Here is a 14,457-nt window from a genome sequence, read left to right as displayed (position 1 = left end):
CACCGCGGCGCCCAGCGCGATGCGTCCGTCGTGCTGTTCGAGCCATCCCACGGGCGGGCGGGTGACCGCCGGCCACGTCATGCCCGGTGTCTCCGACGGGGGCAGCCCGAGGAGCAGCGGGCCGATATCGTCGAGTTCCTTGACCCGCCAGGCATTTCCGCGCTCGGCGGCGAACCGTCGAGCAACGGCCAGCATCGTCGGCACCGCCGAACTTCCCGGGAGCCGCACACCGGTGTCGCGACCCGCCAGCAGCAGCGCGGCCACCTCACCGTCGAAGTGCACGCCGACATCGGGGCCGAGGCCGGAGATGTCGCCGCGCCCGTCGTCGATGCCGAACATGAACCGGCCGGGAAGGCCCGCCAGCTCCGGGTCGGCCCGGATGGCTTCGTCGAGGTCGATGACGAGCCCGCGGATGTCCGTGGCCGGCGGCCCCACCCGGCCCGACAGCGGTGAGGCGACGATGTTGCGTACGCGTTCGTGGGTCGCCGACGGCAGCAGATCGGCCGCCGCCGCGGCCTCGGCGACCGCCGCCGTGTCGGTGACGCCGCGGATCTGCAGATTGCCCCGCGAGGTCAGCTCCAGCGTGCCCGCACCCCAGTCGGTGGCCGCTCGCGCCAGCGCCTGCAGCTGCGGGGCGGTGATGACCCCGCCGGGCAGCCGCATGCGGGCCAGCGCGCCGTCCGCGGCCCGATGCACTTGCAGCGCACCGGGGCAGGCGTCCTGGTCGCGCGTCCTGGCCACGAGTTCACGGTAGTCGTGAGTACAGCGTCCGAACACAGGTAGTGCTCTACGCGTGCCCTGCCGGTCCGTCGCTCGTAGCGTCCGGAACATCGAGGTCCGAGGGGGACCAAGCCAGCACGGTGGGAGATCGTCATGACCGAACTGACCACGACCAGGCCCCAGCCGACGAAACGACCGGTGCCGACGATAGCGGTGCGCGGAATCTGGCACAGCCACCGCGGAGCGGAGCACAGGCACTATCCGCAGCGGTTCAGCTATCTCGAGAATGCGTTGCTGTCTCGTGAGCTCGACCGGCTGTGATCAGCTGGCCAGGGCCGCGGTTTGCGTGGTTTCGACACTGGCCACCGCCGAGTACGCCGAGGCGTCACCCGCCACGACGCGGCTTTGCCGGCCGTAGATGTCGACGGGGATGTCCCCGGCCAGGGTGATGCGGTTGAGCCGGCGGTACTGGTCGTCGTAGTCGGCGACGGCGTAGTGCTGGGTGGCCCGGTTGTCCCACAGCGCGACGTCGCCGAGCTGCCAGCTCCACCGAATCGTGTTTTCCAGCTTGGTGATTCGGTCCTGAAACAAATTGAACAGGGCGGCCGACTCGGTCGATCGGAGCCCGACGAACTTCTTGACGAAGTGGCCGAGCAGCAGCACCCGTTTACCGGTCTCCGGGTGCACGCGGACCACCGGATGCTCGGTTTCGTAGTAGTCGGAGACGAATTCGTCGCGGTACGACCGCTGCTCGGCGGTCAGGGACGCGTTGGGCTCGTCGTGCAGGGTGGCGTAGTCGTACTGGTTGGTGTGCACGGCCCACAGGTTCTCGGCGAGCGTGCGCAGGGGTGCCGGTAGCCGGTCGTAGGCGGCCTCGGTGGACGCCCACGTCGTCGTTCCGCCGTACGGGGGCAGGGTGATGGCCCGCAGGATCGACGCCTTCGGAATTCGGTCGACGAACGTCACGTCGGTGTGCCAGCTGTTGGCCTTGTCGTACCGGGAATCGATGGGCAGGAAGCGCTCACCGCGTGAGGTCACGGTCGGGTGCGCGGTCGTCGGCGTGCCCAGCGCCTGGGCGAAGGCGAGCTGACCGTCGTCGTCCAAGCCGTGCTGGTCGCGGAAGAAGATCACCTTGTGTTCGAGCAGGGCCGCGTTGATCGCCGACGCGGTCTCCGCGTCGACGCCCGCGCTGAGGTCGACGCCCTCGACCCGGGCACCGATGTGGGCGCCGAGCTTTGACACCCGTAGCGATGACGACATGTGAGCAACCTCCAGACGGTCCGTGAAGCCTGCTGGTCACATTCGCCGCGCGCCCTTGCGATCACAATCGTTCGGCTCAGCGCGAATGGAAGGGCTCGTGTTTCGGCTGGATCAAGATCGGGTAGCTCACCGCCGTGAGGGCACTGTGGGACTACATCACCGCCCACCAAGCGCAGCTGGCGTTCGACTCCTATCAACACGTCAGTGCCGTCGTCCAGAGCGTGCTCATCGCGACGATCGTCGGGGTGGTGATCGGGGTGCTGACCTACCGAAACCCGACGGCGGCCAACCTCGCGACCGCGACATCCAGCGTGATCCTGACGGTCCCCGCGTTCGCTCTGCTCGGCTTGCTGATCCCGCTGTTCGGGCTCGGGGTGGTGCCCAGTGTCGCTGCGCTGGTGCTGTACTCGCTGCTGCCGATCGTGCGCAACACGATCGTCGGGCTCAACGGGGTCGACCCCGCGCTCACCGACGCCGCGCGGGGAATCGGCATGAGCCGGCTCGACACCCTGGCCCGCGTCGAACTGCGTCTGGTGTGGCCGTCGATCCTGTCTGCCATGCGGATCAGCACGCAGATGTCGATGGGAGTGCTGGCGATCGCCGCCTACGTCAAGGGGCCCGGACTGGGCAACCTGATCTTCACCGGCCTGGCGCGCGTGGGCAGTCCGACGGCCGTACCGATGGCCCTGGCCGGCACGCTGCTGATCGTCGTCCTCGCACTCGCACTCGATGCGGTCCTCGTCGTCATCGGTCGCATCACCACGTCGAAAGGTATTCGATGACAACCCAAATCGCGCCGGAGGACACCAGCTCGAACGGCAGCACGGGGGTCCGCATCGTGCTGGACCACGTCTCGAAGGTCTATCCCGGCTCCGACAGCCCCGCGGTGGACGACGTGTCGCTGGAGATCCCCGCCGGCGAGATCGTCGTGTTCGTCGGCCCGTCCGGCTGCGGGAAGACCACGATGATGCGGATGATCAACCGGCTGTCCGAACCGACGTCGGGCACGATCATGATCGGCGACAACGACGCGCTGTCCATCCGGCCGACCGAGCTTCGCCGCTCGATCGGCTACTCGATCCAGCAGGCAGGGCTGTTCCCGCACATGACGATCCGGCAGAACGTCGGCCTGGTGCCGGGCTTGCTGCGTTGGGATCGCAAGCGCATCGCCGAGCGCGTCGATGAACTGCTCGACATGGTTGGCCTCGAGCCGGGTCAGTACGCCGAGCGGTATCCGCGCCAACTGCCGACCCTCCGGTCCTGTTGATGGACGAACCGTTCGGCGCCGTCGACCCGATCACCCGCAGCACGCTGCAGGACGAACTGCTGCGGCTTCAGGGCGAACTGCGTAAGACCATCGTGTTCGTCACGCACGACTTCGGTGAAGCAGTAAAGCTCGGCGACCGGATCACGGTGCTGGGCAACCAGTCCAAGGTCCTGCAGTACGACACACCGCAGAACATCCTGGCCAGCCCCGCCGATGACACCGTCGCCGGTTTCGTCGGCTCCGGCGCTTCGCTGCGCCAGCTGGGTCTGATGCGCATCAAGGATGTGGAGCTGCGGCAGCATCCGGCTGTGCGCCAGACCGATTCGATCGACGACGTCCGAAAGGTTCTGGCGGGCAGCGAGTTCGACTGGGTGGTCGTGCTGGACGAACGGGAGCGGCCCGTGAGCTGGGTGCGGGAGAGCAATCTCGACCACGCGGCCGCGCTCGCCGACGCCGTCGAACCGCTCGACGTCGTCAGCACTCAGTCGACGCTGGAGGACGCCCTGGAAGCGATCCTGGCACAACAGCATGCGTCGGCCGTCGTGGCCGGGCCGGGCAGCCGGTATGCCGGCGTCGTCACGCTCGACACGCTGATCGACACGATCACCTGGCTTCGGGCCTCGGCGGAGGCCAGCACGGACGGACAACCGTGACCGCGGTCGCGGACTCCGCCCAGTCGGCGCGCGCCGACCCCGGCGAACGCAGACGACTGCTCATCCAACCCATCGTGGTGCTGATCGTCGCTGCCGCCGTGGTGTTCTGGGCGTTCAACCGCGACCTCACCGCTACCCAGCAGGAGAACATCAACCCCGGCAACATCGCGACGCTGATCTGGCAGCACCTGTTGATCACCGTTGCGGTCACCGCGATCGTGCTGTTGATCGGGGTGCCGCTCGGCGTGCTGGTCACACGCCCCGGTGCGAAGATGTTGCGGCCCTTCTTCATGGGTGTCGCCAACATCGGCCAGGCGGCGCCCGCCATCGGCCTGCTGGTCCTGCTGTTCCTGTGGACCGGCAGGACCGGGTTCTGGATCGGCGTCCTGCCGATCGCGCTGTACTCGCTGCTGCCGGTGCTGGCCAGCACGATCCTCGGCATCAACCAGGTGGACCGGTCGCTGGTGGATGCCGGTCTGGGACAAGGCATGTCGCGGCGATCGGTGCTGACGCGGGTCGAGTTGCCGCTGGCCATCCCGTACATCCTGGCCGGCCTGCGCACATCGCTGGTGCTCGCGGTGGGGACGGCAACCCTGTCGTTCCTCGTCAACGCCGGCGGCCTCGGCATCCTCATCGACACCGGATACAAGTTGCAGGACAACGTGACCCTGATCCTGGGCAGCGTGCTCGCGGTGTGCCTCGCGTTGCTGGTCGACTGGCTCGGCGGGCTCGCCGAGTTCTACCTCAACCCCAAGGGTCTGCGATGATCCGCCGCACCGTCGTCCTGCTGGCCTGCGCACTGCTCGCCGGGTGCGGGCTCGGGGCGGGAAGCACCGTGCCGCTCAAGGTCGGGCCGGCCTCGATCCAACGCAATCCCGCACTCGAGGGCGTTCCGATCACGGTGGGCTCCAAGGAATACACCGAACAGGTGATCCTCGGCTACATCCTGGAGTACACCTTGGCCGCGGCCGGAGCCGACGTCCGCGACCTCACCGGCATCGTGGGCTCGCGCAGCACACGCGAGGCGCAGCTGTCGGGTCAGGTCGACGTCGCGTACGAGTTCACCGGCAACGCGTGGATCAACTATCTCGGCCACGAGAAGCCGATCCCCGACAGCCGCAAGCAGTTCGACGCGGTCCGCGATGAGGATCTGGCCCGCAACGACATGGTGTGGTTGCCGCCGGGGCCGATGGACGACACCTACGCACTGGCGGCCAGCCGGGGAGTCGTCGAGCGGACCAATGTGCGCACGCTGTCGGAGTACGCCGAGTTGGTCAAGCGCGATCCGGCGGCGGCACGCACCTGCGTCGACACCGAGTTCCGGGCCCGCCAGGACGGCTATCCCGGCATGGCCGCGGCCTACGGATTCGACCCCGCGCGCGCGCAGACGCCAGTGCTCCAGGTCGGCATCATCTACCAGGCCACCGCCGACGGGACACAGTGCGACTTCGGTGAGGTGTTCACCACCGACGGCCGCATCGCTGCGCTCGACCTCGTCGTGCTCACCGACGACAAGCAGTTCTTCGCCCACTACAACCCGTCGGTGACGATGAAACGCGCTTTCTACGAGGCGCATCCGCAGATCGCGGACGTCACGGCACCGGTGACGGCGGCGCTGACCAACGAGGCCATCATGGACATGAACAAGCAGGTCGACGTGGAGGGCCGCGACCCGAGCGTGGTCGCGCGTGACTGGATGGTGGCGCAGGGCTTCATCACCGCGCAGTAATCGCGATTTTCGTCGATATCGCCTCTTTTCCGCGCGTACCCTTCCGATAGCCGAAGGGGGTCGCGATGGCGGAGAAACGTGCGGTGAAAGTCGCGATCGTCGGCGCCGGAATGTCGGGCATCTGTATGGCGGCCAAGTTGCAGGACGCCGGCATCGACACCTTCACGATCTTCGAACAAGCCGACGAGGTCGGTGGCACCTGGCGCGACAACACCTATCCCGGGCTGCACTGCGACGTGCCGTCTCGGTTCTACTCGTATACCTTCCGGTCGAACCCCGAATGGTCCCGGCTGCTACCGCCGGGCAACGAGGTTCAGTCGTACTTCAAACAGGTGGCGACCGAGCGCGGCATCCGCAGCCACATCAAGTTCGGCACACCCGTGACCAGCGCGGAGTTCCGCGACGGCAGATGGTGGATCGGCACCGCCGACGGCTCCGAACCGTTCGACGTCCTCATCACCGCGACGGGCATCCTGCGGGTACCGCGCTATCCCGACATCCCCGGACTGGACACGTTCGCAGGCCCGATGTTCCACTCGTCTCGCTGGGATCACTCGGTGCCGTTGCAGGACAAGCGGATCGGTTTGATCGGGACCGGATCGACGGGTGTCCAGATCACCGCCGAACTCGGCGGAAAAGTGCGGGGGCTCACGATCTTTCAACGCACCGCTCAGTGGGTCTTCCCGTTCCCGAACCCGCGGTACTCACCGATCACAAAGGCCGCGCTGCGACGCGCCCCGGCGCTGAGCCGGCTCGGCTACCGCTTCTGGCAGGCCGTGTACGAGAACTTCTTCGCCAAGGCGATGGTCCATCCGGGACTCCGTCGCCGGCTGGTGTCGGCGATGTGCCGGTGGAACCTCAACCTCTCCGTGCGCGACCCGCAGCTGCGCCGCAAACTGACACCCGACTACCAGGCGATGTGCAAGCGCATCGTCGCCGCCGGACACTACTACCAGTCCGTGCAGGAGCCGGGTGTCGACGTTGTCGTCGACCCGATCGATCACATCGAGCCCCGGGGCGTCGTCACCGCGGACGGCACCCTGCACGAGCTCGATCTCCTGGTGGTCGCGACCGGCTTCGACGCGCACGCCTATACGCGCCCGATGGAGATCATCGGGCACAACGGCGTCTCGTTGGACGACGCATGGACGGACGGCCCGCAGGCCTACCGTTCGGTCGCAGTGCCGGGCTTCCCGAACATGTTCATGCTGATGGGGCCGCACTCTCCGATCGGTCAGCAGTCGCTCGTGATCATCGCCGAGAACCAGGCCGACTACGCGATGTGGTGGATCGAGCGCATCCGGGACGGCCGTATCGAGGCCGCGGCGCCGACGGAGATCGCCACCAAGGATTACAACGAGCAGATGAAATCGGCCATGCCGCATACGGTTTGGACGACCGGCTGCAACAGCTGGTATCTCGACAAGCACGGGCTGCCCGAACTGTTCCCGTGGGAGCCGGTCCGTCATCGCCGGCTGTTGGCGTCGCCGCAGCCATCCGATTTCGACGTCCAAACGGCTCAAACGTGACGGTCGTCACACTAGAGCCTCTAGTGATCCGTGCCACACAAGTCGATCTCAAACCGTCGCTGACGTCGTAAGTTCCCGGTTACTGCACGTGTGTGCAGTAAGCGTCAGGAAGGAACGACGATGTTCGAACTCATCGTGTTCGGTGCTCTTCTGGTCGTGCTGATCGCCGCCCTCGGGTTGCCGTATCCGCAGAGCACCTACGGCCGCTGGAACCGCCACTAACCGCTTCGGTATCTGCCGCACGCCCGCGGAGCGGAATACGGCGTGGGGTAGTAATGGGGGGTGGCTCAGCCGTCTCGCGACCCCGCCGTCTTGCTCCTGTCCACCTCGGACACCGACCTGATCACGGCCCGGTCCAGCGGCGCCAACTACCGGTGGGCGAACCCCTCGCGGCTGATCGACGGCGAACTCGGCGAACTGCTGCGCGACGCCGACGTCGTGGTGGTGCGCATCCTCGGCAGCTACCGCGCCTGGCAGGACGGCATCGACGAGGTCGTGGCCAGCGGAGTGCCCGCGGTCGTCGTCAGCGGCGAGCAGTCGCCGGACGCGGAGTTGATGCGGCACTCGACCACACCCGCGGGGGTTGCGCTGCAGGCGCATGTCTACCTGGCTCAGGGCGGCGTCTCGAACCTGCGCCAGTTGCACGCGTTCCTGTGCGACACGGTGTTGATGACCGGCTTCGGGTTCTCGCCGCCCGAGAGCACGCCGCTGTGGGGCGTGGTGCCCCGCGAAGGGGCCGGTGACGGCCCGACCGTCGCGGTGCTCTACTACCGCGCGCAGCACCTCGCGGGCAACACCGCCTACGTCGAGGCGCTGTGCGATGCGATCGAAAACGCCGGGGGTCGTGCGCTGCCGGTGTTCTGCGCGTCGCTGCGCACCGCCGACGCGGAGCTTCTCGAACTGCTCGGAACGGCCGACGCGCTGATCACGACCGTTCTCGCGGCGGGTGGGGCCACCCCGTCGACCGTGTCGGCCGGTGGCGCGGATGACAGCTGGAACGTCGCGCACCTTGCGGCACTGGACATTCCGATCATGCAGGGGTTGTGCCTGACGAGCCCGCGGTCGCAGTGGCAGAACAATGACGACGGGCTCTCGCCGCTCGACGTCGCGACACAGGTCGCCGTGCCCGAGTTCGACGGCCGCATCATCACCGTGCCGTTCTCGTTCAAGGAGATCGACGACGAGGGACTGACGTCGTACGTGCCCGATCCCGAACGCTGCGCGCGCGTCGCCGGGCTGGCCGTGCGGCACGCCCGGCTGCGGTCGATTCCGGTGCAGGACAAGCGGATCGCGGTGGTCTTCTCCGCCTATCCGACCAAACACGCGCGCATCGGCAACGCCGTCGGGCTCGACACCCCGGCCAGTGCCGTCGCCCTGCTGCGTGCGATGCGCGAGCACGGCTACCGCATCGACGACGCAGACGGAGCCGGCGACCTCGGCACGATCATCGCCTCCGGCGATGGGGACGCGCTCATTCACGCACTGATCGAACGCGGTGGCCAGGACCCCGACTGGCTGACCGAAGGACAGGTCGAGGGCAATCCGATCCGGGTGTCGGCCAAGGACTATCGCGACTGGTTCGCCACGCTGCCCGCCGAACTCACCGACGCGATCGTCGAGCATTGGGGTCCGCCGCCGGGGGAGATGTTCGTCGACCGCAGCGCCGACCCCGACGGCGAGATCGTCATCGCCGCGCTGCAGGCGGGCAATGTCGTGCTGATGGTGCAGCCGCCGCGCGGATTCGGCGAGAACCCCGTCGCCATCTACCACGACCCGGACCTACCGCCCAGCCACCACTACCTCGCCGCATACCGGTGGATCGAGTCGGTGTTCGGCGCCGACGCGGTCGTACATCTGGGCAAACACGGCAATCTCGAATGGCTGCCGGGCAAGACCCTCGGCATGTCGGCGGCCTGCGGATCGGACGCCGCGCTGGGCAACCTGCCGCTGATCTACCCGTTTCTGGTCAACGACCCAGGCGAGGGCACCCAGGCCAAGCGTCGCGCCCACGCCACTCTCGTCGACCATCTAATCCCGCCCATGGCGCGCGCCGAAAGCTACGGCGACATCGCCCGTCTGGAGCAGTTGCTCGACGAGCACGCGAACGTATCGGCGCTCGACCCCGGCAAGCTGCCCGCGATCCGACAGCAGATCTGGACGCTGATGCGCGCCGCGAAGATGGACCACGACCTCGGGCTGGAGGAGCGCCCCGAGGAGGACTCGTTCGACGACATGCTCCTGCACGTCGACGGCTGGCTCTGCGAGATCAAGGACGTCCAGATCCGCGACGGTCTGCACATCCTCGGCGAAACACCCAGCGGCGAGGACGAACTCGACCTGGTGCTGGCGATCCTGCGGGCCCGGCAGTTGTTCGGCGGCGAACAGACGGTGCCGGGTCTGCGCCAGGCCCTCGGCCTCGCCGAGGACGGCAACGACGAGCGCGCGGCAGTCGACGCCGCCGAGGAGCAAGCCCGCAAACTGGTTGCCGCGCTGCAGGAGTCGGGATGGACCGCCGATGTCGTCGACACGCTGACCGACAACGCCGACGTCGCCGCGGTGCTGCGGTTCGCTGCCGCCGAAGTGGTGCCGCGGCTCGCGGGCACGGCGCAGGAGATTCCGCAGATTCTCCGGGCGCTGGACGGGCGCTTCATCCCCGCCGGGCCGTCGGGGTCGCCGCTGCGCGGGCTGGTCAACGTGTTGCCCACCGGACGCAACTTCTACTCCGTCGATCCCAAGGCGGTGCCGTCGCGGCTGGCGTGGGAAACCGGTGTGGCGATGGCGGATTCGCTGCTGACCCGTTACCGCGAGGACTACGGCGACTGGCCGCGGTCGGTCGGGCTGTCGGTATGGGGCACCTCGGCCATGCGGACCGCCGGCGACGACATCGCCGAAGTGCTGGCCCTGCTGGGGGTTCGCCCGGTCTGGGACGAGGCGTCGCGGCGGGTCGTCGACCTCGAACCGATCACGCTCGCAGACCTGGGCAGACCCCGCATCGACGTCACCGTGCGCATCTCGGGGTTCTTCCGAGACGCGTTCCCGCACGTCGTCACGATGCTCGACGACGCCGTGGCGTTGGTCGCCGGGCTCGACGAACCGGCCGAGGACAACTACGTCCGTGCCCACGCACAGGCCGACATCGCCGAACACGGCGACGAGCGTCGCTCCACCACAAGGATTTTCGGATCCAAACCGGGAACGTACGGTGCCGGGCTGCTGCAGCTGATCGACAGCCGCAACTGGCGCGACGACGCCGACCTCGCCGAGGTGTACACGGCGTGGGGCGGATTCGCCTACGGCCGCGGCCTGGACGGCGCGCCGGCCGCCGACGACATGAGCAGGCAGTACCGCCGAATCGCGGTCGCCGCGAAGAACACCGACACGCGCGAACACGACATCGCCGACTCCGACGACTACTTCCAGTACCACGGCGGCATGATCGCCACCGTCCGGGCGTTGACCGGTAAGGATCCGGCCGCCTACATCGGCGACAACACCCGCCCCGACGCCGTGCGCACTCGCACGCTCTCCGAGGAGACCACCCGGGTGTTCCGCGCCCGGGTGGTCAATCCCCGGTGGATCAACGCGATGCGCAGGCACGGCTACAAGGGTGCATTCGAAATGGCCGCCACGGTCGACTACCTGTTCGGTTACGACGCGACCGCGGGCGTGATGGCCGACTGGATGTACGAGCGGCTGTCGCAGGAGTACGTGCTCGACGACGAGAACCGCAAGTTCATGGCCGAGTCCAATCCGTGGGCGCTGCACGGTATGGCCGAACGACTGCTGGAGGCCGCCGACCGCGGCATGTGGTCCGCACCCGAACGGGCGACGCTCGACGGACTGCGCAACGTGCTCCTGGAGACCGAGGGCGATCTGGAGGGCTAGGTTGGGTGGCGTGTCTGCCACCTTTGCCGATGTCGCGAAGTCCGAGTACATCCTGCTGACCGCGTTCACCAAGGACGGCAGGGCGAAGCCCACGCCGATCTGGGCGGTGCCCGAGGGTGACGGCCTGATCGCCATCACGCAGGAACAATCGTGGAAGGTCAAGCGGATCCGCAATACGCCGCGGGTGACCATAGCGCCGTGCGATATGCGCGGTAATCCGAAGGGCGAGGCGGTCGAGGCGGTCGCTTCGATCCTCGACAAGTCGGCCAATGGCGCGACCTACGCCGCGATCGGCAAGCGCTACGGGTTGCTCGGCAAGACGTTCAACGTTTTCTCCAAGCTGCGCGGGGGAATGAACAAGAACGTAACCATCGAGATCAAGCCGGGGTGATCATGGCCGACACGTTCGACGACGTCGCGCATTCGAAGTACATGCTGCTGACGACCTTCACCAAGGACGGCAGACCCAAGCCCACCCCGATCTGGGGCGCCCCGGAGGGGGACAAGCTGCTGGTCATCACCGACGACGGGTCGTGGAAAACCAAGCGCATCAACAACACCCCACGGGTGACCATCCAGAAGTCGTCGGCGCTGGGCAAGCCCAAGGGCGAGCCCGTCGAGGCGGTCGCCCGGGTGCTGCCCAAGGACGACACCCGCCGGGTCTTCGACAAGGTCACACGCCGCTACTGGTATCACGCGTGGTGGTGGATCCCGCAGGCGCTCATCCGCGGCGGCATCGACAAGGTGCACATCGGAATCGAGATCAAGCCGGCGTAGCCGGCAGGTGTTCGCCGAAGAACGCGAACACCCGCGCCCAGGCGTCGTCGGCGGCCGCCCCGTTGTACCCGAACCCGGTGATCCGCAATAACGGTTGCCCGGGCAGCTTGTTGGCAAAGCTGTGGCCGGCGTCCGGATACACCTTGATGTCCGACGGAATTCCCTTGTCCTCGAGGACTTTCCGCAACCGGTCGGCGGCCCCGATGCCGATCGGGTCGCGACGGCCGAAGCTGGCGACGACCGGGCACGCGCCGGTCAGCGTCTCGTCGAGTTGGCGGGGCAACGGGGTGCCGTAGAACGGCGCCGACGCGCCGAACCCCTGCGGCGACATCACCAACGCGAACTGCCCGCCCATGCAGAACCCGGCGATGCCGACCGCGCCCGTGCACTCCGGCAGGGCCAGCACATGGTCACGGGCGGCCAGGATGTCGTCGAGCGCGCGACCCCGCTTGCTGAGCAGTTCGCGAAACACTCGGGTGATGCAGCGGGCGCGCCCACCCCGGGAGTACAGATTCGGCGTGATCGCGATGTAACCGGCGCCGGCGATGCGGGCCGCGATCGCCTCGTTGTCCGGTCCGTACCCGATCGCGTCGTGCACGACCACGATCGCCGGCCACGGCCCCTCGCCGTCCGGCGTCGAGAGCAACGCGTCGATCGGACCGTCCGGCGTATCGATCTTGATCGTGCCCACACCGTCAATCTACGGAACCCGACAGCCGGCCCGGACGTTAACCGCGTATGGCGATGCGGCTCTTTGTCCTCTATGTGCTCATCGAGACAGCGGTCGTGGTGGCCCTGGTGTCGACGATCGGCATCGGCTGGACGCTACTGCTGCTGCTCGCGACGTTCATATTGGGCTTCGCGCTGGCCGGATCGCAGCTGCGGCGCCACATCGACCGGCTGCGTTCGGGCCTGACCCCGGCGACCCTGCACGGTACGGCCGCCGACAGCATCCTGGTCGCGCTCGGCGTCGTACTGGCCGTGATCCCGGGGCTGGCCAGCTCGGTGATGGGCGCGCTGCTCCTTCTGCCGCCGACGCGGGCGGCGGCCCGTCCGGTGCTCACCGCGCTGGCCGCGCGCCGGATGCCGCTGATCACCGCCGGGGTCGCGGGCTGGGGAGCGGCCACGAGGCGGGAGGACTACATCGACGGTGAGGTCGTCGACGTGGTCGACGTCGAACCGCCCGCCGTGGAGCGCGCGCCTCGTTCCACCGACGACCTGTGAGAACCTCCCGTAGGTGACGACCCTTCTGCTCAACGGGCGGGTGCACAGCCCCGCCATGCCCGACGCCACGGCTCTCGCGGTGCGCGACGGTGTGATCGCCTGGCTGGGCAGCGACGACGTCGGCCGCAGCCAATACCCCGACGCGCAGGTCATCGACCTCGACGGTGCCTTCGTCGCACCCGCCTTCGTGGACAGCCACATTCACCTCACCGCCACCGGGCTGGCGCTCTCGGGCCTCGACCTCCGGTCGGCCCGATCCAGGCAGCACTGCCTGCAACTGCTCGACGACTACGCCCGCAGCCATCCCGACGGCCCGATCTGGGCTCACGGCTGGGACGAATCGGACTGGCCCGAACGCACCCCTCCCAGCACCGATGACGTCGACGCCGTCGTCGGCGACCGGCCCGCCTACCTCGCGCGGGTGGACGTGCACTCGGCCGTCGCGTCGACCGCATTGCGGGCACTTCGCACCGGCCTGGTCGACGCCGCCGGATACGACCCGCTGCGGCCGCTGACGGCCGATGCGCACCACGTGGTCCGTGCCGAGGCGCGCACCCGGCTGAACCCGCAGCAGCGCGACCACGCGCGCACAGCCGCGTTGAACGCGGCGGCGGCGTCCGGTATCGCCGCCGTGCACGAGTGCGCCGGCCCGCAGATCGGCGGCCTCGACGACTGGGACGAGATCCGCGCCCTCGACCACGGCGTCGAGATCATCGGCTACTGGGGCGAAGCGGTGACCACGGCCGATCAGGCGCACGCGCTGATCGAGCGCACCGGCGCCCGGGGCCTGGCCGGCGACCTGTTCGTCGACGGAGCGCTCGGCTCGCGCACCGTCGCCCACGGGTCTATTCCGGTGACGGGGCTGTCCGAGCCGAAGGCGAGGGGCACGCCTTGGGATGCTAACAGCGCGAACGGGTTCAACGATCTGGCTCGCTCGCGCCCGAGACGCTGGGCGTACATGCCGGTTTCGCCGCCCCACAGGGCGTCGAAGTTCGGTTGCATGCTGGCGAGCACGCCCCAGGCGCCGAGCTTGTGTGCCTGTTCCTCGGTGACCATCTCCAGATGTTCGAGCCGGTGCCCGCACCGGGCGACGGCGGGGGCTCCGGCCGATGCGACGACGGTCTCGAGCGCGTCGACGACGGCGGTGACGGCCGCGTCGCCGATCACATGGAAGCCGGCGGGGATGCCGGCTTGCGTACAGGCCTGCAGGTGCGCCGCGATCGCGTCGCGGTCGAGATAGGTGTTGCCGACACAGCCGGGCGCGTCGGCGTAGGGCTCGTGCAGCCAGGCGGTGCGCGAGCCGAGCGCTCCGTCGACGAACAGGTCGCCGGCCAGGCCCCGGGCGCCGGTGCGCTCGATCAGCGCGTGCGCCTGATCGGCCGTGGTCACCGCTTCGCCCCAGTAGCCGATGAT

13 protein-coding genes and 2 pseudogenes are annotated in these 14,457 nt (G+C 68.3%); 11 read left to right on the top strand and 4 right to left on the bottom strand.

Annotation, left to right across the window (positions count from 1 at the left end):
• The coding region (locus A5698_RS00070; RefSeq protein WP_068291769.1) for a ferredoxin-like domain-containing protein at window positions 1-741 on the bottom strand (741 nt) is incomplete at its 3' end.
• Between the two features lie 132 nt (window positions 742-873).
• Between A5698_RS00070 and A5698_RS28320 the strand changes: the two genes are divergently transcribed.
• On the top strand, window positions 874-1,041 hold the full coding sequence (locus A5698_RS28320) for a hypothetical protein (protein WP_156670550.1): 168 nt from the start codon (window positions 874-876) through the stop codon (window positions 1,039-1,041).
• Here the strand turns inward: A5698_RS28320 and A5698_RS00065 are convergent, their stop codons facing one another.
• Window positions 1,042-1,980: a TauD/TfdA dioxygenase family protein gene (locus A5698_RS00065; RefSeq protein ID WP_068291764.1), complete on the bottom strand. Its 939-nt coding sequence runs from the start codon at window positions 1,978-1,980 to the stop codon at window positions 1,042-1,044.
• A gap of 134 nt (window positions 1,981-2,114) precedes the next feature.
• Here A5698_RS00065 and A5698_RS00060 point away from each other — a divergent pair, with 134 nt between their 5' ends.
• The 8 genes and pseudogenes from A5698_RS00060 (at window position 2,115) to A5698_RS00025 (ending at window position 11,820) form a co-directional block, all read left to right on the top strand.
• The gene (locus tag A5698_RS00060; protein WP_067085324.1) at window positions 2,115-2,762 is read left to right on the top strand and encodes an ABC transporter permease; all 648 of its coding nucleotides are present in this window, start codon (window positions 2,115-2,117) and stop codon (window positions 2,760-2,762) included.
• Window positions 2,759-3,900: pseudogene (locus A5698_RS00055) on the top strand (ABC transporter ATP-binding protein). The gene A5698_RS00060 and the pseudogene A5698_RS00055 overlap by 4 nt, the downstream one beginning before the upstream one ends.
• On the top strand, window positions 3,897-4,667 hold the full coding sequence (locus A5698_RS00050) for an ABC transporter permease (protein ID WP_068291762.1): 771 nt from the start codon (window positions 3,897-3,899) through the stop codon (window positions 4,665-4,667). Before A5698_RS00055 ends, A5698_RS00050 begins: the two are co-directional and overlap by 4 nt.
• Complete coding sequence (locus tag A5698_RS00045; protein ID WP_068291759.1) at window positions 4,664-5,629, top strand: glycine betaine ABC transporter substrate-binding protein; 966 nt, start codon at window positions 4,664-4,666, stop codon at window positions 5,627-5,629. The genes A5698_RS00050 and A5698_RS00045 overlap by 4 nt, the downstream gene beginning before the upstream one ends.
• A 65-nt stretch (window positions 5,630-5,694) precedes the next feature.
• Window positions 5,695-7,158 carry a flavin-containing monooxygenase gene (locus A5698_RS00040; RefSeq protein WP_068291756.1) on the top strand — a complete coding sequence of 488 codons (1,464 nt, stop codon included), beginning with the start codon at window positions 5,695-5,697 and terminating at the stop codon, window positions 7,156-7,158.
• Between the two features lie 282 nt (window positions 7,159-7,440).
• A complete protein-coding gene (cobN, locus tag A5698_RS00035) occupies window positions 7,441-11,043 on the top strand; it encodes a cobaltochelatase subunit CobN (protein WP_068291754.1) in 3,603 nt (1,200 codons plus the stop codon).
• 10 nt (window positions 11,044-11,053) lie between these two features.
• Window positions 11,054-11,434, top strand: coding sequence for a PPOX class F420-dependent oxidoreductase (locus tag A5698_RS00030; RefSeq protein WP_068291767.1), 381 nt, complete (start codon window positions 11,054-11,056; stop codon window positions 11,432-11,434).
• Between the two features lie 2 nt (window positions 11,435-11,436).
• Window positions 11,437-11,820, top strand: a complete 384-nt coding sequence (locus tag A5698_RS00025; RefSeq protein WP_068291765.1) for a PPOX class F420-dependent oxidoreductase — start codon at window positions 11,437-11,439, stop codon at window positions 11,818-11,820.
• On the opposite strand, the gene A5698_RS00020 is transcribed toward A5698_RS00025, so the two are convergent.
• A complete protein-coding gene (locus A5698_RS00020; protein WP_068291751.1) occupies window positions 11,807-12,511 on the bottom strand; it encodes a dienelactone hydrolase family protein in 705 nt (234 codons plus the stop codon). The two genes, A5698_RS00025 and A5698_RS00020, sit on opposite strands and share 14 nt — an antisense overlap.
• A gap of 47 nt (window positions 12,512-12,558) precedes the next feature.
• Between A5698_RS00020 and A5698_RS00015 the strand changes: the two genes are divergently transcribed.
• Together A5698_RS00015 and A5698_RS00010 are read left to right on the top strand one after the other, a co-directional pair.
• Window positions 12,559-13,044, top strand: coding sequence for an FxsA family protein (locus A5698_RS00015; RefSeq protein ID WP_068291748.1), 486 nt, complete (start codon window positions 12,559-12,561; stop codon window positions 13,042-13,044).
• Window positions 13,045-13,057: 13 nt separating this feature from the next.
• Window positions 13,058-13,876: pseudogene (locus A5698_RS00010) on the top strand (amidohydrolase family protein); the annotation flags it as partial.
• Here A5698_RS00010 and A5698_RS27690 read toward each other — a convergent pair.
• Window positions 13,792-14,433: an amidohydrolase family protein gene (locus A5698_RS27690; protein ID WP_502688849.1), complete on the bottom strand. Its 642-nt coding sequence runs from the start codon at window positions 14,431-14,433 to the stop codon at window positions 13,792-13,794. The pseudogene A5698_RS00010 and the gene A5698_RS27690 sit on opposite strands and share 85 nt — an antisense overlap.
• Window positions 14,434-14,457: the final 24 nt, after the last annotated feature.

The organism is Mycobacterium sp. E136 (assembly GCF_001666865.1).
Lineage (GTDB): Bacteria > Actinomycetota > Actinomycetes > Mycobacteriales > Mycobacteriaceae > Mycobacterium.
Note: the sequence above shows the minus strand (reverse complement) of the source record. Positions and strands in the feature narration are given on the sequence as shown.